The organism is bacterium (assembly GCA_036382775.1).
Taxonomy (GTDB): domain Bacteria; phylum Hydrothermota; class Tepidihabitantia; order SM23-42; family JAOAFX01; genus DASVHD01.
The window spans coordinates 67,406-90,293 of sequence record DASVHD010000046.1; the positions used below are offsets into that span (position 1 = coordinate 67,406).

22 protein-coding genes are annotated in these 22,888 nt (G+C 54.3%); 20 read left to right on the plus strand and 2 right to left on the minus strand.

Annotated features, from left to right (window positions below; all coding sequences use genetic code 11):
* Nucleotides 1-36 precede the first annotated feature (36 nt).
* Nucleotides 37-1,167, plus strand: coding sequence for an ADP-forming succinate--CoA ligase subunit beta (gene sucC, locus VF399_11690; protein HEX7321001.1), 1,131 nt, complete (start codon nt 37-39; stop codon nt 1,165-1,167).
* Nucleotides 1,168-1,181: 14 nt separating this feature from the next.
* Nucleotides 1,182-2,051 carry a succinate--CoA ligase subunit alpha gene (gene sucD, locus VF399_11695; GenBank protein HEX7321002.1) on the plus strand — a complete coding sequence of 290 codons (870 nt, stop codon included), beginning with the start codon at nt 1,182-1,184 and terminating at the stop codon, nt 2,049-2,051.
* A gap of 53 nt (nt 2,052-2,104) precedes the next feature.
* Here the strand turns inward: sucD and VF399_11700 are convergent, their stop codons facing one another.
* Complete coding sequence (locus VF399_11700; GenBank protein HEX7321003.1) at nt 2,105-2,695, minus strand: hypothetical protein; 591 nt, start codon at nt 2,693-2,695, stop codon at nt 2,105-2,107.
* A gap of 189 nt (nt 2,696-2,884) precedes the next feature.
* Here VF399_11700 and VF399_11705 point away from each other — a divergent pair, with 189 nt between their 5' ends.
* Genes VF399_11705 through VF399_11720 form a run of 4 tightly spaced genes read left to right on the plus strand, consistent with a single transcriptional unit; the run spans nt 2,885 to nt 6,748 of the window.
* Nucleotides 2,885-3,961, plus strand: a complete 1,077-nt coding sequence (locus tag VF399_11705) for a family 10 glycosylhydrolase (protein HEX7321004.1) — start codon at nt 2,885-2,887, stop codon at nt 3,959-3,961.
* Between the two features lie 29 nt (nt 3,962-3,990).
* On the plus strand, nt 3,991-4,224 hold the full coding sequence (locus tag VF399_11710) for a hypothetical protein (protein ID HEX7321005.1): 234 nt from the start codon (nt 3,991-3,993) through the stop codon (nt 4,222-4,224).
* A gap of 14 nt (nt 4,225-4,238) precedes the next feature.
* Nucleotides 4,239-5,438, plus strand: coding sequence for a hypothetical protein (locus VF399_11715; protein HEX7321006.1), 1,200 nt, complete (start codon nt 4,239-4,241; stop codon nt 5,436-5,438).
* Entirely contained in the window at nt 5,435-6,748 is a 1,314-nt protein-coding gene (locus tag VF399_11720) for a diguanylate cyclase (protein HEX7321007.1), read from the plus strand. The genes VF399_11715 and VF399_11720 overlap by 4 nt, the downstream gene beginning before the upstream one ends.
* Nucleotides 6,749-6,795: 47 nt before the next feature.
* On the opposite strand, the gene VF399_11725 is transcribed toward VF399_11720, so the two are convergent.
* On the minus strand, nt 6,796-9,252 hold the full coding sequence (locus VF399_11725) for a TonB-dependent receptor (protein HEX7321008.1): 2,457 nt from the start codon (nt 9,250-9,252) through the stop codon (nt 6,796-6,798).
* A gap of 259 nt (nt 9,253-9,511) precedes the next feature.
* On the opposite strand from VF399_11725, the gene VF399_11730 reads away from it, so the two are divergent.
* The 14 genes from VF399_11730 (at nt 9,512) to VF399_11795 (ending at nt 22,883) form a co-directional block, all read left to right on the plus strand.
* Complete coding sequence (locus VF399_11730; protein HEX7321009.1) at nt 9,512-10,006, plus strand: division/cell wall cluster transcriptional repressor MraZ; 495 nt, start codon at nt 9,512-9,514, stop codon at nt 10,004-10,006.
* Nucleotides 9,972-10,313: an STAS domain-containing protein gene (locus tag VF399_11735; protein ID HEX7321010.1), complete on the plus strand. Its 342-nt coding sequence runs from the start codon at nt 9,972-9,974 to the stop codon at nt 10,311-10,313. Before VF399_11730 ends, VF399_11735 begins: the two co-directional genes overlap by 35 nt.
* Nucleotides 10,314-10,327: 14 nt before the next feature.
* Nucleotides 10,328-11,200, plus strand: a complete 873-nt coding sequence (gene rsmH, locus VF399_11740; GenBank protein ID HEX7321011.1) for a 16S rRNA (cytosine(1402)-N(4))-methyltransferase RsmH — start codon at nt 10,328-10,330, stop codon at nt 11,198-11,200.
* Entirely contained in the window at nt 11,188-11,439 is a 252-nt protein-coding gene (locus VF399_11745; protein HEX7321012.1) for a hypothetical protein, read from the plus strand. Before rsmH ends, VF399_11745 begins: the two co-directional genes overlap by 13 nt.
* Nucleotides 11,436-13,061 (plus strand): penicillin-binding protein 2, encoded by a 1,626-nt coding sequence (locus VF399_11750; GenBank protein ID HEX7321013.1) that lies wholly within the window; start codon nt 11,436-11,438, stop codon nt 13,059-13,061. Before VF399_11745 ends, VF399_11750 begins: the two co-directional genes overlap by 4 nt.
* Entirely contained in the window at nt 13,048-14,520 is a 1,473-nt protein-coding gene (locus tag VF399_11755) for a UDP-N-acetylmuramoyl-L-alanyl-D-glutamate--2,6-diaminopimelate ligase (GenBank protein ID HEX7321014.1), read from the plus strand. Before VF399_11750 ends, VF399_11755 begins: the two co-directional genes overlap by 14 nt.
* Entirely contained in the window at nt 14,508-15,785 is a 1,278-nt protein-coding gene (gene murF, locus VF399_11760; protein ID HEX7321015.1) for a UDP-N-acetylmuramoyl-tripeptide--D-alanyl-D-alanine ligase, read from the plus strand. The genes VF399_11755 and murF overlap by 13 nt, the downstream gene beginning before the upstream one ends.
* A 3-nt stretch (nt 15,786-15,788) precedes the next feature.
* A complete protein-coding gene (gene mraY, locus VF399_11765; protein ID HEX7321016.1) occupies nt 15,789-16,874 on the plus strand; it encodes a phospho-N-acetylmuramoyl-pentapeptide-transferase in 1,086 nt (361 codons plus the stop codon).
* Between the two features lie 4 nt (nt 16,875-16,878).
* Entirely contained in the window at nt 16,879-18,183 is a 1,305-nt protein-coding gene (murD, locus tag VF399_11770; GenBank protein HEX7321017.1) for a UDP-N-acetylmuramoyl-L-alanine--D-glutamate ligase, read from the plus strand.
* Complete coding sequence (locus VF399_11775) at nt 18,161-19,228, plus strand: FtsW/RodA/SpoVE family cell cycle protein (protein ID HEX7321018.1); 1,068 nt, start codon at nt 18,161-18,163, stop codon at nt 19,226-19,228. The genes murD and VF399_11775 overlap by 23 nt, the downstream gene beginning before the upstream one ends.
* A gap of 67 nt (nt 19,229-19,295) precedes the next feature.
* Entirely contained in the window at nt 19,296-20,315 is a 1,020-nt protein-coding gene (locus tag VF399_11780; protein HEX7321019.1) for a glycosyltransferase, read from the plus strand.
* Nucleotides 20,312-21,685, plus strand: a complete 1,374-nt coding sequence (gene murC / locus VF399_11785; GenBank protein ID HEX7321020.1) for a UDP-N-acetylmuramate--L-alanine ligase — start codon at nt 20,312-20,314, stop codon at nt 21,683-21,685. The genes VF399_11780 and murC overlap by 4 nt, the downstream gene beginning before the upstream one ends.
* Nucleotides 21,682-22,572, plus strand: coding sequence for a UDP-N-acetylmuramate dehydrogenase (gene murB / locus VF399_11790; GenBank protein ID HEX7321021.1), 891 nt, complete (start codon nt 21,682-21,684; stop codon nt 22,570-22,572). The genes murC and murB overlap by 4 nt, the downstream gene beginning before the upstream one ends.
* Entirely contained in the window at nt 22,569-22,883 is a 315-nt protein-coding gene (locus VF399_11795) for a hypothetical protein (GenBank protein ID HEX7321022.1), read from the plus strand. Before murB ends, VF399_11795 begins: the two co-directional genes overlap by 4 nt.
* Nucleotides 22,884-22,888: the final 5 nt, after the last annotated feature.

Below are 22,888 nucleotides of genomic sequence, written 5' to 3' on the forward strand. Positions count from 1 at the left end.
AAAACTGGGTATTATTCCTATCATTGGGAGGACACATTGAAAATACACGAATACCAGGCAAAAGAAATCTTTAAAAAATACGGAATTACGGTACCGAAAGAAAAAGTTTGCTTTTCGGTCGACGAGGTGGTCGCGGCTTCCAAGGAGATCGGCCTGCCCTGCGTGATTAAGGCACAGGTAATGGTAGGCGGCAGAGGCAAAGCCGGCGGCATCCAGGTCGCCAGGAACGATAATGAAGTAAAGGATTATGCGACCAGGATCCTGAGCATGCAGATCAAAGGGATCCCGGTTAAAAAGGTCCTGGTTTCCGAGGCCATCGGGATCGCGCACGAGTCGTACCTTGGGTTCGTTGTCGACCGCAGCGAGAAGAAGACCGTGGTCATGGCGTGCAAAGAAGGCGGCGTGGAGATCGAAGAGGTCGCCCGGCAAAAGCCGGAAGCGATCTACAAGGTCTATGCCGACCCGCTGGTGGGATTGCTCGAGCACAAAGCGCGCGAAGTCGGGTGGTTCCTGTACGATGATGTCAAGACCGCCATGGAATGCGCGGGCATTGTCCAGAAACTGTACCGGTTATTCATTGACCTCGACGCCTCGATCGCCGAGATCAATCCCCTGGTGGTCGATAAAACCGGGCGTCTGATCGCGCTCGACGCTAAGATCAATTTCGACGATAACGGGCTTTTCCGCCATCCTGATGTCGAGGCGATGCGCGACCGCGAAAGCGAGGATGAAAATGAATTGCTCGCGCGGGAACGCGACCTTACTTACATCCGGCTGAACGGATCGATCGGATGCGTGGTCAACGGCGCGGGACTGGCCATGGCGACCATGGACCTGGTGAAACACGTGGGCGGAGAACCGGCGAATTTCCTCGATATCGGCGGTTCCTCATCCCCGGAAAAAGTAAAGAACGCGCTGGAGATCCTGATCAAGGACAAGAACGTAAAAGTGATATTCTTCAATATTTTCGGCGGGATCACTCGGTGCGATGATGTCGCCAATGGCATACTGCAGGCGAAAGAAGCTTTGAAGCTCAAGCAGCCGATCGTTGCCCGGCTGACCGGCACGAATGAAGACAAGGCGATGGAAATCCTCAAAACCGCGAATCTTGTTTTCGCACGGACCATGGAAGAGGGTGCGAAAAAAGCGATTGAGCTTTTAAAATAGGTAAGGGAGCGTTCATGAGCATTTTTATCAATAAGAAAACCAAACTCTGCGTCCAGGGAATCACCGGGCGGGACGGCACATTCCATACCCAGCAGATGATGAAATACGGCACGAACGTGGTCGCCGGAGTGACGCCGGGCAAGGGCGGTTCCAGCGTTGACGGGGTACCGGTCTACAACTCGGTCGCCGAAGCGGTCAATAAGACCGGCGCCAACACGTCGGTCATTTTCGTACCGGCAAAATTCGCCGCCGCCGCCATGTTCGAAGCGATCGATGCCGGAGTCGAACTGATCGTATGCATATCAGAAGGCGTCCCGACCATAGAAATGGTCAGGATCATGGCATATATTAAAGACAAAAAATGCCGCATCGTCGGACCAAATTCGCCGGGTCTCGTATCGGCCGGCGAGGCGAAGGTGGGCATTCTGCCCGGCAATATATTTAAGAAAGGCCCGGTCGGAGTGATATCCCGCAGCGGCACGTTGACCTATGAGATCGTTGATCATATCACTAAATCCGGTATTGGCCAGTCCACCTGCATCGGTATCGGCGGGGACCCCATCATCGGCACAAAGTTCATTGACTGCCTGGAACTTTTCGCCAAAGACAAAAAGACCGAAGCCGTGGTTGTGGTCGGCGAGATCGGCGGACGCGATGAACAAGATGCCGCCGCCTACGTCAAGGCGAACGTTAAGAAACCGGTGTTCGGTTTTATTGCGGGAAAGACCGCGCCCGCCGACAAACGGATGGGTCACGCCGGCGCGATCATTTCCGGGACTTCAGGCACGGCTGCGGAAAAAATAAAGATCTTTGAAGAATGCGGGATAAAGGTGGGAGAGACGCCGGCCGAGGTCGGTCAACTGGTACGCGGCGCTTTCAAATAGTCAACCGAAAGAAAAAAACATTTAGTTCCACCAATACCAACCGGTATGCGGTATCAGCTCTGCGCCGTTTCCTGCTGCCGGCTGTCTATTTTTTGCAGAGTTTCGGAGGTTATATCCAGCGCCTTGGCGATGCGATTAGAGATGCGCTGGAGCGCGTCGTAAACTTCGCGGTCTGACAATTCCTTGTTGTGGATCTTGTCCAGCACCGTCTCAAGATCGGTGAAGATCCGAGCCAGCTCTTTGTAGTCGTACGTGAGATTTCGTTCCAGCGAGTGGCTCAGCTCATTAAAAATCTCCGTAATGCCGTCGAGCGCATCGCCCTTGCGGAACTTGATCTCACCGGTTCTCTCGCCGCGGCACAAACGCTGGATGTAGTTTCCCAACCGGTGGACCGGACCATAGATGCGGTTCGACCATAGGATCATCATCCATAAGCTCAAGGCGTACAGGACCAGCGTGATCCCCGTGAAGATGATCACCGAGAAGGTCGGCGAGATCGTGCCGGCGAAATTGTTTTTCAGGATAACCAACGCGGCGATGGCGATGACCGTCGACACGATAATGAGCAGCGCCATCACGCCGATGATCAACCGGTACTGCACATGACTGACGAACAAGATGCGGCGACGATTGCTTTTCGGCATATGCAAACATACTACATAATAATGCCAGTATTGTCAAGATGATAACAAAAACACAATGGTTAAAAGGTTAAATAGTTAAAAGTCAAAAAGCTAAATAGTTGAATATTTAACCATTCACCAGTTACCATTTAACCAATAACTGCAAGTAACGGGATTGACTTTTTTATCGGCGTGAATAAAGTATGGTGCATGCTGTTCATTCTTCTCTTATCAGCTAATCTCGATTTCCGGGGCGTTTGGATCCCGCGCTGGTCATTGGGAGATCAGCAAAAGATCTTCAAAGTCCTGGATGGACGGTTCAACCATATTTTCCTGCAGATCTTCGCGAATGGCGAGGCTTACTATCCTTCGGTCTATACCCCGAGCAGGAACGTCTCGGGTTCGTGGTTGACCGATTTCATCGCGGCAGCTCACGAGCGGGATATCAAGGTCTCGGCGTGGGTCAATGTTTTCTATTCCTGGGGGTATGCGCCGCCGCCTTCGGACGCGAAGCACCCAATCGTGTCGCACCCGGAGTGGTATGTCGTTGACCGGGATAAAAATTCGATATTAGAACACAGCGCTGACGATCTGAGAGCCATGGTGCTGGAGGGATATTATATATCGCCAGCCAATCCCTCGGTAAGGAACTATCTTATATCCGTGATCATGGAGATCATCAATACCTATGATTTCGACGGCGTCCATCTTGATTATGTCCGGTATCCAAAGTCCACATACAAATATGACGATGCGCTGAGGACGAAGTTCATGCGCGAGTATTATATCGATCCGCTCTCGGTCGAGGGCGAGAGCAGCCCGCAGGAGCGGTTCGGCCTGTGGGGATGCAGCGACATCAGTGCGCTTTACGGTTCGTACATCCAGAATGACCTTACGCTGCTGATCAGAGACATAAGCAGCGCCATCAGGAATACCGGCAAGGGTGTGTACCTTTCAGCGGCGGTCAAACCTGATTACGCCGCGGCGCGCGACGAATATTATCAGGATTGGCCCGCCTGGCTCAACGCGGGTTATCTGGATTTCGCGTGCCTGATGGCATATCAGCGGAATATTGATCCCCTTCTGGATAAAGTAAGAAATGCGGTGCAGGAACCTGAACGGGTCATGGTTGGCCTTGGTCTGTACAACCAGCCGCTGGAGGTCATCGACCGCCAGGTATCAACGGTGTCCCGGGACGATTTCGGGGGCGTGGTTTTCTTCTCTTACGAAGAGCTTAAAAAAAACAGAGCATTCTTAAGCACGCTGCACCGGTCCTTGTCGCCTTGACAGCCGGTGTGTTATGAATATAATTGTCGATGGTTGAAGGACTGATAACAGTACTGGTGCTTTCTTTCGTCGCGCTGGTCATCGCCTTGATCGCCAAGGCGGGTTGGTTCGTGGTCATCCCTCAGTTGCTCAGCGCGCTGGTCGTTGTGTACCTGTTGATACGGGTAAGGGTCAAGATCGCAAAGGCTGAGAAAGAAAAGCTGAAATCCAAGATCGACGAGCTTGTACAGAAGATAGAAAGCCTGGCTAAAAAGGAAAACTAATAACGGCGGCCCGCATGAATATAGGGCTGCAACTCCGGACCCGGGTGACAACGCTGGCTGTTGTCTGCTGGGTCCTGTCGTTTCTGCATGACCGATCCCCGTTTTTGCATGCTGAGCAAACAGAAATACCGAATATCAACGGCGTCTTTACGTTATCGTACCAGCAGGTGTCACCACGGGCACTCGCGGTCTGGGATTCGGTTTTTTCCTGTCGGCACGTCGACCGCAATCCGATCGGCATGCTGCTGTTGATCATCGCCCACTTTTCCAGGTTTGACCGGTTGGCGCCGGAACAGCTTTTATCGCTGGAAGAAATTATCGCCCACGAAAAAACCAATAAGCTCAGCAGCACCGCGGCCACGGCAGCTTTGATGCAAAGACTGGGGTGGGATGTGCAGGTCTTTTGCAATAGTGACGAGTGTTATCTGGGGTTGTGTCTCAGCGACGACTGGTGGGTGCGCAAAGGCACCTGGATCGAAAAAGACGGCCGCAGGTATTATCTTAAAGAATTCGATGATAAAACACCGGTCGGAGAGCTGGTATCCGATGATCCCCGCTCCACGTACGCGAGCCCGCAAAGCAGGGGCGCCAACCTGCAGCCGTTCCCGGTCTGCGAAGACCTGCCCCGGTTCGGCGGCGGGAAAATCAGGAAACTCCGGCTGGCATGGGACTGCGAAGGCACTGCTTATGCGATAACCGCGCTGATCCCGGATGAGCTGCTGGAATGGACGCGCAACCTGCCACCGAGCCTTTACGGTGCGGCCCGCTGCGGCGTGCAAGAGCTGGCCGCGATCGGCATCGCAGACACGCTGAAGGCGCTGACGCGGGATCTGGGCGAGTATGACCGCGTCAATTTCCTGTACAAATTCTGCCAGTCGAAACAGATCTTTACGTATGACAGCGGCCTGCCCATTCGCAGCATTGCCAGGCAGTTCATGGACAAAAAAAATGACTGCGACGGCCGCAGCGTGTTACTTTACAGCCTGCTAAAGGCAGTTCTTGGATATGCCGATGAAGATATCGTCTTCGTGAGCTGGCCGAACCATCTAGCCCTGGCCTTAAGACCCAAGACCGACGAGGCCCGCAAGATATTAAGTACGGATGGATCTCTCGTGAGCGGAGGTTACTACATCCTGGATGCCGCCTATGCCGGGAATACGCATTGGGGAGATCGAATGATGAACCTCCCGGATGCCTGCGGGATCATCGATTGAGTGAAAAAAGCGCCATGGGCAATAATAACGCAAATTTCTTAGCGGCGCACACGGATATCCAGAACTTGATCCTGAACAGCATGCGTGATGCGGTGACGATCATCGATGTCAATAGTTTTACCATCGTCGGTTTCAATCAGGCGTTTCTCGATCAAGTCGGGCTCACCGCCGAACAGGTGCAGGGTAAACACTGCTACGAGATCACGCACCAGCGCGATTCAGCCTGTAATGAATTTGATCACTCCTGTCCCCTTCTTGGTTCACTTAAGGACCACAAGCAAGCGACCTTTGACCATGTCCACTTTTGCCGGGACGGCAGGAAGCTGGTCGTTGAAGTTTCAGCCACGCCCCTGACCGGTGAAAACGGCAGGGTCACTTACATGGTCCATGTTTCGCGCGATGTCACCGAGCGCCGGAAAGCGGAGGACGATCTGATAAAAATGAAAAAAGCGGTTGAAGCGTCCGGTGAGATTATGTTCCTGACCGACCGGCAGGGGATGATCACGTTCATCAATCCTGAATTCACCAGGATCTACGGCTATACGGTTAATGAAGTTGTCGGCAAGACGACACCGCGGATCCTCAAGAGCATGATGATGAAGAAGGAGGATTACGAACAGTTCTGGAAAACGCTGTTGAGCAAGCAGATCGTGCGCGGGACGATCGTCAACAAGACAAAAAGCGAAAGGCTCGTCCATATGGAAAGTTCAGCGAATCCCATCATTGATAAGGATGGCAACATCATTGGGTTCCTGGCGATCCAGCGGGATATAACGGATCGCCTAAAAGCCGAGGAGCGGCTGAACTATCTGGCATACCATGATGCCCTGACCGGTCTGCCCAACCGGCAGTTGTTCAATGATCGCGTGAATGTCATGCTGGGCCGGGCCAGCCGGTTCCGGCTGCTGATCGCGATCATGATGCTCGATGTTGACAATTTCAAGGATGTCAATGATACCCTTGGTCATGATGCGGGTGACCAGTTGCTGCAACTGATCGCCCGGCGGATGGCCAGCGTCGTGCGGGAGATCGACACGGTAGCCCGCATGGGTGGAGACGAATTCATTTTCATGGCGCCGGACCTGGGCAACATCGGCGATGCGGAAAAGCTTACGCAGAGGATCCTGGATGCCTTTAAAAAGCCCTTTGAGATAAACGGCAACCCTATATCAACAACCGCGAGTATCGGCATCAGCCTGTACCCGTCGGACGGAGATGATGTGCAGAACCTCATGAAAACAGCTGATATCGCAATGTATCGCGCAAAAGCCGCCGGCAGGAATTCCTACCGCTTTTACAGTCAGAAATAAACCCTGTTAGTGACAAAATTACACTAGAGCGGGATGAATCCCGTTGTTTAATTCTGAAAATTATCTTCCGTTTCGATGTCTTCCTGATTTTCCTCGGGCTGCACACGGTCCGGTTTATAGTTGTTGAAGCTGTAGTTCAACGCGAGCATGAAGACCGGCGACCGGCGCGACATTTCATTGTGAGAGTAAAAGTTATCGCCCTGGCTCGTGAACTCAAAATGACCCGTATTGAAGATATCGCGCACCTGGACCGTGGCCGTCAGCAGTTTACGGAACACGTCTATCTTGAGCGCGCTGTTGGTCATGATAAAACCGCGCCGTTCGCCCTGCGCGGTCACGGTCGGGCTGTTGTAGAAACCGGTGACCTGAATGCGTGCCCGGCTGCTTATCTTTAAAGTCGAATTCAGGCGGGCAGACCAGTTATTGCTTTCCTGCGATATGGAATCTCCTTCGAGCACGCCGTCGAGATGGTACTGGTACAAGTTGCCGGTCAGGTTTAAGTTGAACCACGGAAAGAGGTCATAATCCATCATAAGTTCGGCGCCGTAAGCACGGTCAGAGCCGACATTGTCGACCGAATTGAGCATGACATCGGCGCTGTATACGCTCGAAACATGGTCGATCTTGTTCAGCGTTTGACGGTAATATGTGTCGAGGGACAGGGTATTCCGGCCGATGCGTTTCTGGTATCCAAGTTCGTATGAATTGATGTATTCCGGCAGGAGCGCGGGGTTGCCCTGGCGTACCGTATAGGCATCCATCCAGGTCAGGAAGGGCTCAAGGTCCCAATCATGGGGGCGGTGGATGCGGCGCGTGTAACTGGCCATCGCCTGCTGATCTGCCGGCAGTTTGTATGAAAGATGGGCAGTGGGGAAAACGTCCCACCGGTCAATAAGAAACCGATCTGACGGGTCTATGAGCCTCATGTCGCGATGGGAATATTCGCTCCGCAGCCCGGTCTGGTATCCGATGCTGCCGTATTCGCCTGAGTAGGTGGCGTAAGCCGACTGGAGGTAATGGGCGTAATTCGCTGAATGGCTGTAATCCGCTTGATAAACAAAATCATTGCTGGTCGTGTCGTATTGATAAGTTTCTGTAGTTGTTTCCGATCTATTGATGTTCAATTGATAGCCGCTTTCAAGTTTATCCGCGATCCTGACCGGCATTGAGTACTCAACATTCAGACGCGCCCGGCTGGACGGGCCTTTCTCGATAGAACGCTGTCCATAAGTGATACTGCGGTCGGGCAAGAGAAGCCGGCTGACAGCCTGCTCGTCGCCGTTGTTCTGGCTGTATATCCCCCGCAAAGCCAATCTATGGTCATTGTTATTGAACGTATGATTATAGTCGGTATTTATCGAATATCCATAACCGCCGTGCTTCGAGCTGTCTTCGCTTATATAACTGGTCGTATCCCCCGGTACTGTCCATTCGTCATAATTTAAAACCGATGAATGGATCATATTGCGGCCACGCCATTCGAATTCCACGGCCGCGATGTCATTGGGCGTGGCATTGACGTCAATGCCGCCTTGAATGCCGTAGAATTTCCGGCCGAAGTCGGTTTCGCCTTCCGCGTCTCTATGGAAAGCGGTATCGTTAAGCGTCGTGACATTCTGCCGCCACGATGTTCCGCTGAAAACCGTGTTGTCATAGTTGACGCCGATATGGGTCTGTAATATTGACTTGCGGTAGTTCAGGCGGAAATCGCCGCCGTATTTGTTATCGAGTCCGAGATTCAGGTTCGCGGTGCCGTTGATGCCGGGAAGTTTTTTCTTCTTGGTCACCACGTTGATAATGCCGGCAACGCCTTCCGGGTCATACTTGGCCGACGGGTTGGTGATGATCTCGATGTTCTCGATGGAACTGGCCGGGATCTGCTGCAGCGCATCACTGGGCTCCAGCAGGGTAGGGCGGTTGTCGATCAGTACCGTGAAATTCGTGCTGCCCCGCAGGCTGACATTGCCCTCGATGTCGACGGATACCGACGGCGCGTTTTCCAGAACATCGACGGCGGTACCTGAGGCCGATGTGTAGGTCTTGCTGACGTTGATGACCTTTTTATCGATCTTGAATTCCATCTCCGGTTCATCACCAATTACCTGCACGCCTTCGACCCAGATCACGGAGCGTTCCAGGCGGACCGTTCCCATGTCAACCTTTGACTGTTCGGCGTCCACCACAAGGTCCTTGGTAGCGGCGTTGAACCCCATGTAAGAAAATTCGACCCGGTACATGCCAGGTTTTACACCGGTAATGAAAAAGCTCCCGTCCTTGTTCGTGGCGGCGCCCGAGATCTGTTTTTGCGCATCCGCAGCCAAGAGCATGACATTCGCATACTCCAGGGGATTATTTGATTTTGATTCCAGGACGCGGCCCGTTATGACCGCACCGGCCCGGCTGGCCATCCCCGGTTCGTTTTCTTGAGCGTACGCAAGCGAAAAAGTCATGCATAGACCGACAATCCCCAGAACCACACACAATAAAAAAGTTTTTTTCGTCATTTATGATTTCCTTTCATATGCGTTTTTTCTTGATAGCCCATAACTATATATAATATTAGACGGCAATCAAGGCGATAACGTTTACCCCGGGATCTCTCGTTTTCTATTTATTTTTGTTTATTATATATAAAATTGAGAAGAGGCAGTTAATCCAACACTAAAATATGCTGTAATTTCATAACGTTATTGAATATTTCATGTTCATTTTCCCTCTTGACAAAGTACTAATTATGTATAAAATGGGACTAAATGGGGAAAAATGGGGAATATTAGATTTAGAGGATTTTTTCAACATGCGGTCGACGACCGGAAACGTTTGGCTATTCCGAGCCAATTCCGCAACGTCTTGCTTCACGAATCAGAAGGGAAGCTCGTGCTGACCCCTGGATATGACGGCGAGATCTCCGTCTATGCGCTTAAAACATGGGAAGAGATCGAAGCCAGCGAATTAACGACGCTATCCATGGACAAAGCACAGGCGCGCCGGTACCGCCGTCATTTCACGTTCGGGATCAAGGAAGACCATCTTGATGCGCAGGGCCGGATCTTGTTGCCGGATTTCTTGCTGGAACACTCAGGGATAACCAAGGACGTGATCGTAGTCGGCGAGATCAATTATTTCACGCTGTGGTCACCGGAGAAATACGAGGTTTACAAGAAGAGCGTTGATATGCACTATCAGGATGATGCAGAAACCATCGAAGATTTAAGGAGGCATAATGAAGGTCCAAACCATCGAAGCAATAAAGAATAAGAAGGTCTCGTTCTTCCTGCCGAACGGTGAAATTAACGAAGATGAATTCGGCACCATCGAAGGGAAGATGAAGGGCATGATCGAGAACGGCGAATTCAACATCATCATTGACCTCTCGCGGGTAACCCACATGAACTACAAGGTGGTCGGCGGGTTTATCGACTACCAGAAAAAGTTCAAGGGTTTTGGCGGGGACATCAAGCTGGTGAACGTGTCGCCATACTTGCTAAACATCCTCCGGCTCTACGGATTCTATCCTTTTGAGATCTATCCCTCAAGAAGAGCCGCACTAAAAAGTTTCCAATAACCATTCATGGGCTGATGGAATTCCACCAGCCGGTACTGGAACCGGAAGTGTTGCACTGGATGAACCTCCAGGACAACGGTGTCTATTGCGACTGCACGGTCGGAGGGGGAGGTCATCTTTACGCAATGCTGCAGGCTACTGCAAATGCCCGGTTCATCGGCATCGATTGGGATCCTGAGGCGATCGCGACCGCGCGTGAACGGACCGCGGCATATGCCCAGCGCCTCAGCCTGCACCAGGCAAATTTTATCAATTTAGATTTAATTCTCGAAAGTCATAATATCCGCGCCGTCAACGGCATTCTTTTTGACTTTGGCGTATCGTACCATCAGGTTACGACCCCGGAACGCGGTTTCAGTTTTGAGCGCGAGGGCGGCTTGCTGATGCACATGGCGCCGGAAACGCCGGTCCTGGCACAAAAGCTCAAGGTCGCATCCAAGCATGACCTGGCGCGCGTTCTCAAGGATTATGGCGACGTGCGCAATGCGTGGCGGCTCGCGGAACTCATTTGGGCGAACCGGACCGACTTGCGCACGACCATGGACCTGAGGAACCTGGTGGCCGAGACCGTGCCGCGGCGCTTTTTGAAGAAGAACCTGCACCGGGTTTTCCAGGCGCTGCGGATCTGGGTAAACGACGAAATGACGAACGTGCGCGAGGGCGTGACGCGGGCGCTGAAAGTATTGGCGACCGGCGCGCGCCTGCTCGCGATCTCTTACCATTCGGGTGAGGACCGCATCGTTAAGGTCGTCCTGCGCGAGCAGGAAAACGCGGGCGCAATGGTGCGGCTCAATAAAAAGGTGATCAGACCATCCGTTCTTGAGGCGGCCGGCAATCCGTCGGCGCGTAGTGCTAAGCTGAGAGTGGGGGAGCGATGCGCGGTCTAGCCATCTTTCTGGCGATCGTCGCATACCTGTTCGCGCTCGTCTATATCGAAAGCCAGCTCGTGAAGATCGAGATCCGCAAAGAAGGACTGAAAAACCGTTTGAGCCAGCTTGAGGCGCAGAAAAAGGAATTGAAAGTAAAGCTCATGGAGCAAAGCAATCTGGCGCGGATCGAGACTGAGGCTAAAGCCCGCGGCTTTGTTTTCCCCGAAAAAGAAGATATCCTGGGGATCATCAAATGAAGCGTACCCGTTTTTTTAATTTCGCCCTTTTCGCGATCTCCGCGATCTTCTTCGGCTATCTTTTCTTCATGCAGTGCATAAAGTACCGGCACTACGCCGCCATCGCTAACAAAGAGCATCAGAAAAAGATAATTCTGTGCGGGACCCGCGGCAATATCTACGACCGGAACGGCCTGCCCCTGGCGACTTCGGAGGCCTGTTTTTCCATGTTCTGCACGCCCCGCTATTCGCCGGACAAGAAAAATCTCACGCGCGAGCTGTCGGTCCTGACACGAAAACCGCGCGACACTTTTGCACACCTCGTCGGCGAAGGGAAATTCTTCTGGGTCGAGAAGAAGGTCGACCTGGCGAAAAAGGAAAAATACCTGGCGCTGGATGACCCGAGCCTGGGATTTGCCCATGACCTGAACCGCGAGTACAGCATGCGGGTAATGTTCGAAAGCCTGATTGGCAGCTGCGGCGCCGATAACCAGGGGCTTGAGGGCCTGGAGCTCTATTTCAACGAGTACCTTGCCGGCAAGTCCGGGTTTGTCGTTTATCAAAAGGACCCGACGGGCGAGATCTTCCCCTACTACAATTACCCGGAGAAGAAACCGGAACCGGGCAGCGATATCTATTTGACGATCGACCTGCAGATGCAGACGATCCTGTACACGAACCTGAAGGAATACATGGCTCAGGAGGAAGCGCTGGGAGCCGCGGGATTGATAGTTCAGCCCCGCACGGGCGAGATCCTGGCGCTGGTGAATATCAGGCAGAACGGCAGCCCGCGCAATACCGTGATCTGCGACGAGTTTGAGCCGGGTTCGACCTTCAAACTGACGACCCTGACCTACGCCCTGCTGAAGGGCGCGAAAGAGAATGACGTGATCAACACCGACGGAGGCAAGATCGAGATCAACGGGCACAGGATCAACGACTTCAAGAATTACGGCGTGGTCTCGCTGCGGCAGGCGATCGCTCATTCCAGCAATGTTGCCATGGTAAAGACCGCCAGAGGCTTCGACCGGCGGGATTTTTTCATGCTCATCCAGGATTTCGGATTCACCCAGCCGACCGGACTGGAGTTCCCCGGTGAGATAAAGGGGCGCCTGGCTGACCCGGAAAACATGAGGGACATCGAGTATGCGACGCTGTCCTTTGGCCAGGGCGTCACGTGCAACCTGTTGCAGCTCGCTTTTGCTTATCAGGCGATCGCCAACGGCGGCGTCCTTCAGAAACCATTGATCGTGCGGGAGATCAAGCAGGACAAGCGGAGCCGGTACAGCTCGCGACCGCTGCGCATAAGGCGCGTGGTGGACGAAGACATCGCGTCGCGCATCACAAACATCCTCTGCAGCGTTGTTGATGAAGGCAGCGGTGCGGAAGCGCGGATCGACGGCGTGAAGATCGCCGGAAAAACCGGTACGGCCCAGAAAGTCATCGACGGTATCTATTCCAATAGTCAGATCATAACGACATTCGTTGGTTTTTTCCCGGCCGATGAGCCGGAATACCTGATCGCGGTGATGCTGGATGAGCCGAAAAAAGGCATGTGGGCAAGCACGATCGCGGCACCCATTTTCAAGCGGGTCGCCCAGAGCCTGTGCCAGATGAACGGGGTGGATTATGCGGCTCGCTGAACTTATCAACGGCATCAAGGCTCAGCCGGTCAATTTCCAGGACGTTGAAGTGAAGGCGATGGAATTCGATTCCCGTAAAGTCAAACCGGGTACGCTCTTCATCGCACTCACCGGTATTCATGCCGACGGACATGATTTCGTCGCCAACGCCAAGGCATCGGGTGCCTGCGCAGTGTTGACCCAGCGGAGGGTGGATATTGATCTGCCCCAGGTGATCGTTGAGGACAGCCGGGCGGCAATGGGCGGGCTGGCAAAGAAATATTTCCGTACCGATGAACGGGTGAACTACATCGGCATCACCGGCACCAACGGCAAGACGACCACCGCATTTCTGGTCCATTCGGTCCTGGCCGCCTGCGGCCGACCGGCCGGTCTTATCGGTACGATCTTCTACATGGGCAAGACCGCGGTCAAGGCCGGGCGCACGACACCGGAAAGCCTTGATATCTTCAGGCTCGTTGACCAGTTCTACCGCGAAGGTTCGCGCGACATCGTCATGGAGGTCTCATCTCACGCCCTGAGCTTGCAGCGGGTCGATCAGGTGGTCTTTGACCTTGCCCTATTCACCAACCTTTCTCAGGACCATCTTGATTATCACCGGACGATGGATAACTACAAGCAGGCAAAGCTTCGCCTATTTCAATTGCTCGGCCCGGACGGGTACGCGGTGTACAATGCCGACGATGCCGTCAGCGCCGATATCGCACAGCTTGGTGTGCCCAGATCGCTTACGTTCGGCATGGAGCATGGCGCCGACATGAAAGGCGAACTGGTTGGGCACAGTATCGAGGGTGTCGACGTGAAGGTGACTGATCGGGAGAAAGATCATCTTATTCACTCCCCGCTGATCGGAGTATACAACTGCTATAATATCATTGCTGCGTATGCCGCAGGATGCGCGATGGGACTGCCCGGGGATAGTATTGTCAGGGGACTGGGATCGCTCCAGTCCATCCGGGGCCGCATGGAAAAGGCGGCCGAGAACGTGTTCGTGGATTTTGCCCATACACCAAAGGCGCTTGAGAACGTCCTCAGAACGCTGCGGCCATACACACGGGGAAGGCTCATTGCCGTTTTTGGCTGCGGCGGGGACAGGGATAAGGGCAAAAGACCCCAAATGGGCAAGATCGCCGGACAATATGCTGACCACAGCATTATTACGTCAGATAATCCGCGCAGTGAGGACCCGCGGGCGATCATGAGCGATATTGAGCAGGGGATGAAAAAGGGCAGTTATCAGGCGGTCGCGGACCGGCGGGAGGCGATCGCCCTTGCGCTGAACCAGCAAAAGCCCGGCGATGTCGTGGTCATTGCGGGCAAGGGTCATGAAGAATACCAGACCCTGAAGGATACGACGATCGATTTTGACGATGTGAAGGTGGTAAAGGAGATCCTGGCAGGGACCAGCCGCATGGATTCAAGCCGGGGCAGACAGGGGAAGGACGCATGTACCGGGTAATGACCGTTGACGCGGCAGCAAGGATCATGGACGGCCGGACCCGGCAGGGGAACCTGGAACTGGTGCGCGATATCTGCATTGATTCCCGTTCGGCAAAACCCGGCGATCTTTTCTTCGCCCTGAAAGGTCTTCGGACCGACGGGCACTTGTTTACAAAGGATGCCATCGGCAGGGGTGCCGTAACGGCAGTCGTGGAAAAGGAAAGCGGCAGCATGGCAGAAATAATCGTCCGGGATACACTGGCCGCGCTCGGCGAGCTCGCGCGTTGCTACCGCGGACAGTTCAAGGCACCGCTTATCGGTATCACCGGCACCAACGGCAAGACTACGGTCAAGAACCTGACGACCGCGATACTGGCAAAAAGATGCCGGACCACGAGCACCCGGGGTAACCAGAATTCGCTGATCGGACTACCACTCACGCTGTTCGCCATGAGTGAAAGCACGGAATTCGTCGTGGCTGAAATGGGGACGAGCAGCCCCGGAGAGATCGGGCGCCTGTGCGCGATCAGCCAGCCCCAGTATGGGTTGGTCACCAATATTGGTCCCGGGCACCTGACCGGCCTTGGCACTTGCGAACAGGTCGAGCGCGAGAAAATGACGTTGATCCGCGCGCTCCCGGCTAATGGCTTTGGCGTGGTCGGTGAAACGATCCGCGGACCGGAAAACGGGGTAACGATCCACCGGTTTTCCGAGCGTATGCTGAGCGACGTCGTACTGACCGAGCATGGCTCCGCGTTCACGTTCGAAGGCAGCCGGTTCAACACGCCGCTGCTGGGGGCGGGGAATGTCAGCAACTGCCTGGCCGCGCTCGTGCTGACATCCCGGCTGGACATCGAAGCGGAATATCAGCAGTCGGCGCTTCAGGAAGCCAGGCCCGAACCCGGACGCATGGAGTCCCTATTGAACAATGGCCTATTGATCATCAATGACACTTATAATGCCAATCCCGTTTCCATGCGCATGGCCATCGATTTTGCGAGCCTGATCTCCCGGCGCCGGGTCTTTGTCCTGGGCGACATGCTGGAACTGGGTAACGACACCGAAAAATATCACCGGGAGATCGGTGATCACGCCCGGAAGCACTGCGACTTACTATTGACCTGTGGCCGCGTGGCGCGGCATTTCGGAGGCAGACATTTTACCGACATGATGAACCTGGTCGACTACTTGCTGGAGCGGCTGCAGGGTGATGAGCTGATCCTGGTCAAGGCCTCTCGTGCGCTGAAGTTCGAAGAGATCGTTTCCGAACTGGTAAGGAGTTGAGGAATGCTATACTTATTGTTCTATCCCTTGAAGGATGTATTCGGACCTTTCCGCTTGTTCGGCTATATCACGTTCCGCAGCGCCTACGCGATCATCGTGGCGATCCTGATCGTGATGCTTTTCGGCAACTGGTTCATTTCTTTCCTCAAGTCCCGGTCCATCGTCCAGAGGATCCGGGCCGAGGTGCCGGAGAAACACCGGGTAAAAGAAGGAACACCCTCAATGGGCGGACTGATCGTGCTGATCTCGCTGCTGGTTGCGGTCCTGCTGTTCGCGGACCTGACGAATCATAATATCGTGATCCTGATATGCGCCACGATCTGGTTCGGCATGCTCGGTTTCTGGGATGACTATATAAAAATATTCAAAAAACGCCCGCGGGGGCTGTCGATCAAGGTGAAGCTGCTCTGCCAGGTTATCTTTGGCCTTGGTTTGGGTGCATTCCTGTACTGGTTCGGACCCCAGGATTATGCGACCAAGACCAACTTGATCTTTTTGAAGAATTACGTGATAAGCTTCGGCGTCGTGTACCCGCTGTTCGTCGGGCTGGTCGTGGTCGGCGCTTCCAACGGGGTTAACCTGACTGACGGTCTTGACGGCCTGGCGATCGGGCTGATCGCGATCGGTGCCTTTGCTTATGCCGTGCTTTCCTATGCGGCCGGGCACATGGGGATAAGCAGTTATCTAAATGTCATATTCATCAAGGATGCGGGGGAGATCACCGTTTTCTGCACGGCTCTGCTGGGCGCGTCCATCGGCTTTTTATGGTTCAATTCGTATCCCGCCCAAGTGTTCATGGGCGATACCGGATCGCTGAGCCTGGGTGCGATCGTCGGTACCGTCGCGATCCTTATTAAACAGGAGATCTTGCTTGTGATCGTGGGCGGCGCCTTTGTCATTGAGGTGCTTTCCGTGATCCTGCAGATTTTTTATTTCCGCAGGACCGGTGGCAAACGGCTTTTCCGGATGGCGCCACTCCATCACCATTTTGAACTCAAGGGTCTGAGCGAGCCCAAGATCGTGGTCCGGTTCTGGATCGTGGGACTGATCTTCCTCATGCTGGCGTTGTCAACGCTAAAGGTCCGGTGAGAAGTTGAAGATCCTGCTGCTGGGACTGGGACGCGCCACTCTGGCCATAGCGCGCTATGCGATGCAGCGGGGCGATGAACTCTACCTCTATGAGGAGCACCCCGAGAACCTTTCCGACGCCGCGCGCGATCTGATCAGGACCGGCAAGATCGGGAATCATGAGAACCGCTCCTATGATCTGGTCATCGCTTCGCCCGGCTTCCCGGACTCTAAGCCGATCATCACGAACATGAGGGCAAGCGGCGCGAGGATAATCGATGAAATCGAGTTCACCTACGCTCACCTCGGCGATCCGAGCGTGATCGCTGTCACCGGGACCAATGGCAAGAGCACGACCGTTGCGCTCATCAGTTCCATTTTAAAGCAGGCCGGGATCAAAAATTTCCTGGGCGGCAACATCTCGCCGGGTACACCCTTTTCCCACGCGCTGTTCCAGGACCCTTACGATTACTATGTGCTTGAGGTCTCTTCGTTCCAGCTGATGCGCATAGAAAAATTCCATCCACGCATTGCCGTCCTTACCAATATCGGCATGGACCACCTGAACTGGCACCGGTCGATCGAAGAATATGCCGGGGCCAAGGCGCAGATCTTTAAAAATCAAACCCCGGCTGATTTTGCGGTCCTGTGCAGCGATGACCAGTCCACCAGGAAGTTCATCGGCCGGATCGCGGCCCGGGTCGTTTATTTCGGGAGAACCGCGACCGGCGGCGCGTGGCTGAACCACCGTTTCAATTTCCTGGATGAACCGCTGTTCCCGGCAGAGGATCTTCCCTTGCGTGGCGCTCACAACCGGCTGAACATCATGGCGGCGATCGCGGTCGCCAAGATCTTGAAGGTCGGCAACGATGCTATCGAGCGGGGTATAAGGACTTTCACGACCCTGCCGCACCGTCTGGAAGAAGTGGCCGCCGGCGGCACGGTAAAGTACATTAATAATTCGATGTGTACGAACGAAATGGCGGCGATCGCGTCGTTCAATGCCATGCCGGGTACAAAGATTGTCATCATCGGCGGCCGGACCAAGGGCGATCAAGCTCATGGGTACCTTGATCTCTTGGTGAGGGAGGCCAAGGCATGTGTTCTGCTGGGGGAGAATGCACCTGAGATCGCGCAGTACTTCAGGACCAAAGGCTACACAAGGTTTGCGATCGCGAAAGACATGGATGACGCCGTTATTAAGAGCCGGATGTTCGCCGCGCCCGATGATACCATAATGCTGAACCCTGGATTTGCTTCGTTCGGTCTGTTCCGGGATTTCGCCGACCGAGGGGAGGCCTTCAAAAATGCAGTCGGTAAGAATCGATAAAACGTTCCTGTTCGCGGTGTTTGTCCTGGTCGTTATCGGCGTTGTGTTCGTTTATTCTTCATCGTATTACCAGGCCATGCGCCGGGGCGTGGAGTCGACCTATTACCTGGTCGGGCACGTGCAACGGCTCCTGTTCGCGGTTTTGTTTTTCGTGCTGGGGCTCGTGATTCCGTATGAAAGGATCAAAAAACTTATCTTCCCGCTCTTCCTGTGCCTGACTGCATTGCTCATCATCACGCTGGTGATGGGCAAGTTGCAGTTCGGCGCCCGGCGCAGTCTGCCCCTGGCTTCATTCGGGCTACAGGTTTCCGAGTTTATCAGGATCTGGATCGTTTTCTTTTTCGCCAATTTTTTCGCTTCGCATCCCCGCATCGCATCCACCGGGCAGGGCGCGGTCATGACTATCCTGATCGGGTTGTTCATCATCTTTCTGGTCGCGGTTCAGCCGTCGATATCGGTCGCCCTGATATCGTTCCTGACGCTTGTGGCAATGCTGGTGTACGGCGGAGCCCGCTGGAAGATCCTGACCGGGATCATGGCCACCGGCATCGCCGTGTTCGCCGCCTGCGTCCTGTTCTTTCCCCATGCCCAGGCGCGCGTGGCAAGTTTTCTGTCGCACCCGACATACCAGGTCCAGCAGTCGCTTATCGCGATCGGTTCTGGCGGCTTTTTCGGCCGAGGGCCAGGCGCCGGGATCCAGAAATTTCTTTTCCTGCCCAAGATCCACAATGATTTCATTTTTGCGCATATCGCGGAGGAATTCGGCTTTGTGGGGAGCCTCGTGATATTCGTATTTTTCTGGGAATTATTCCTGCGGGGTGTGTCGATCGCCCAGGGCGTGCAGGATGAATTCCCGCGGCTTGTAGTCTATGGATTGAATGCCACGATCTTTATAATTTTCCTGGTCCATATCGGCGTCAGCCTGGGGTTGTTGCCGCCCACCGGCATTCCCATGCCGTTCATCTCGTACGGCGGCTGGTCTTTGGCGGCAAACCTGTACGCGGTCGGGTTGATCCTGCAGATTTCGAAAGAGAGTGACCGGTGATAAAGAGTCATAAAAGGTTAAAAGGTTAAAAGGTTCAATGGTGAATGGGAATAAAAAAATGAGTCAAATGAAGAAAAAGAAGGTTGTGGTGTGCGGGATTGGGACTGGCGGGCACTATTTCCCCGCGGTAGTCATTGCCTGTGAGCTCTTGAAACGGCAATATCCTGTTGCTTTCCTTGTGCGCACCGGATTTCACGAGGAAAAGATCGCGCGGGCGTACGGACTTGACACTTTCGCGATCAAGGCACGGCCATTTTTCGGGCGAACGATCGTTACCAAGCTTCACTTTTTCATATCCCTGGCATACTCGTCGTACCGTCTGATGCTTTTGACAAAGCACAACATCGGATTTTCCTGCGGCGGATTCGGTTCGTTGCCGCTCATCATTTCATGCATGATAAACCGCAGTCCCTTCTATGTTTTCGAACCCAATTCTGTGCCGGGCCGGGCGACCCGTTTCGTGGCGCGCTATGCGCGCCGGGTCTTCCTTGGCATCCCGATCCGGACAACGCTGCCAGGCAGGCTGCGGCTGACCGGCGTGCCGATCCGGTCCGAGTTCAAAACCTTGCTGCAGCCGGCGGCTAAGGAATGTCCGCGCATTCTTTTCATGGGAGGAAGCGGGGGAGCAAAGAGGATCAATGAATTGGCGCTGGAGCTGTCAAGGATCATGCCCGCCAACATCGAGATCACGATCATCAGCGGACAGCGGGATTACGAATGGGTGAAGAAACGCAGTGATACACGGACCCAGGTGATCCCATTCACCAATGAACCATGGACCGAGATCGGAGCGTCCGATATTATCGTCTCCCGCAGCGGCGCGCTGGCTGGTTACGAGATCATGGCGATGAAGAAAAAAGCGGTGTTCATCCCGTTCCCGTTCGCCATTGACGATCACCAGCATTACAACGGTCTATTCTTTGCCGCCGAAGGCGGCGGCATCGTCATCGAGGAAAAGGGGTTGACCGCAGAAAAACTACTGGACCGGATCAATGAATTGATGGGGCGGCGGATGAACAGCTCGCCCCACGCCCTCATCGACGCGGAGAAGTCGATCGTCGACGAGATCGAAAGGGAGTTTTCATGAAAAAGCTGCTGGGCAAGACGGAACGGCTTCATTTTATCGGCATCGGCGGTATCGGCATGAGCGGTCTTGCAGTCGTGCTCAAAAATTTAAAGTTCGAAGTGTCGGGGTCGGACATAAACCGCACGCATATCACCGAGGCGCTGGTGAAAAAGGGCATCCACGTGGTTTACCGGCATAAGAAGGAAAATGTCACCGGCGCGGACGTCGCGGTCTATTCGACCGCTATTCCGGAGAACAACCCCGAGATCAGCGAGGCAAAACGCCTGGGCATTCCTTTGATCCACCGGGGCGAGCTGCTGGCAGAACTGACCCGGCTGAAGATCTCCGTCTGCATCTCCGGCACGCACGGCAAGACGACCACGACCTCGATCGTCGGTGATGTGCTGCAAAAGGGCGGGCTTGAGCCGACGACGATCGTCGGCGGCATCGTCAAGGGTAAGAGCCAGGCGCACCTGGGGCGGGGCGATTATCTGGTATGCGAAGCGGATGAATCGGACAAGTCCTTTCTGCGCTTACTACCCGCGTACGCGGTCATCACCAATATCGAGGCCGAGCACCTTGACCATTACAAGAACCTGGATGAGATCAAGGACAGTTTCAGCCACTTTGCCAACCACGTGCCGTTCTGGGGATGTATTTTTCTGTGCGCGGACTCCCTGAGCGCCCTGCAGATCCGCAACAAGATATTCCGGAAAGTCATTTTCTACGGGCTTGGTGAATTCGCGCATCTGCGGTCCCGGACGATCGAGCGGACCGAACAGGGCACCACATTTTCCGTGTCGATGCATAACAAGCACGTCGGCAAGTTTATGATCAGGATCCCGGGCCGGCACAATATCACCAACGCGACCGCGGCCATCGGTGTGGGTATGGAATTGGGCATCAGGACCTCGTGTATCCGGGATTCACTGGCCGAATTCAAGGGCGTGCGCCGGCGCATCGAATATCTCGGTGAGGTCAATTCGATAAAGGTCTTTGACGACTACGGTCACCATCCCACCGAGATCGCGGTCACGCTCCAGACCCTGCGGGAGTATTATCCCAAGGAACGGATCATCGCTGTCTTCCAGCCGCACCGTTACAGCAGAACTTATCATCTTTTCGACCAGTTCGCGTTCGCGTTCCTGTACGCGAATATCGTGGTCGTCACCGACATCTACGCGGCCCATGAACTTCCGATCCCCGGCGTCACGGCCGACGCGCTGGCAAAAAGGATCAGCAAGGAACAGGACGGGGTGCATTACATAGCGGACTTTGACCGGATCGTCGATTTTCTCAAAGAAACGACCGCACCCAATGACATCGTGATCCTGCTGGGTGCCGGCAACATCAATGAAGTGAGCGGTCGTTTGTTAAAGGAACTGGCATGAAGAAAGCGTTTCGGATCAGTCCCGCAGCGGGTTTTGAGATCAGGCGTGGCGAACAGTTGGCCGGGCACACGTCGTTGGGGATCGGCGGCAAGGCCGATTATTTTATCCGCGTGCATTCCAGGAAAGGTCTCAGGCAGGTATTGGCGTTCGTTGCCCGGTACCGGCTGAGAGCTATGGTGATCGGCGCCGGCACGAACGTGCTCTTCAGCGACCGGGGATTCAAGGGTGTCGTGATCAAACTGTGCGGTTCTTTTTCGGAGATAAAAATGGGTGGAGAACAATGCGTATGCGGAGCTGGAGTTTATCTCAGGACGCTGGTGAAAAAAGCTCGCGACACTCAGCGCCGCGGCGCTGAGTTCCTTGCCGGTATCCCCGGAACGGTCGGCGGCGCCGTAAAAGGCAATGCTGGTGCCTGGGGACATGCGATCGCAGGGATCACGGAAAACGTAACGGTCATGACCAGGGACGGAAAGGTAAAGGTCCTCGAGGCGGAAGAGATCGGTTTCAAATACCGCAGTTCCAGGATCAGCGATCGTCACACGATCGTGTCGGTCACGCTGCGCCTGGGCAAGGGGCGCCGGTCGGTGATCTCCGGAACGATAAAGAAATATCTCGCCCAGCGGAATGCCCGCCAGCCCAGCGGCCGCAGCGCCGGCTCATTCTTCAAAAATCCGCCGGGGAACCCGGCCGGAAAGTTGATCGAGGAATGCGGCCTTAAGGGCAGCCGGGTGGGACAGGCGATGGTAAGTCTCAGGCACGGCAATTTCATCATGAATTGCGGTCGTGCTACGGCTGACGATGTGCTCGCGCTGGTCCGGAAGATCCAGAATGCTGTGCGCAGGAATAAAGGGATCAAGCTGCAGCCCGAGGTGAGGATAGTGCGATGATGCTGGTTGATGGCATCCAGCGCGCCGGTCTGTGGTTGGGTTTTTTCATCATGATCTTGGTGGTGTCATGCAATTTGCTGAGAAAAAAGGAAGAAAAGATCATTACGATCTATGACGTAATCCCGGAAGCCAAGGTTCTATCCGAAGTGGACGGGATCATCGAGTACCAGGGTGTCAGGTTTTATCTTGGCACCGGACGGCTGAACGAGAAAATGGCATATATTGATTCGCTGAAGCTCTATGAGCTTGGGGACCGGATGGAGGTCGATATGCGGTTCTCAAGGCAGATCATTATCAGAACAAGGCAATAGGAGGA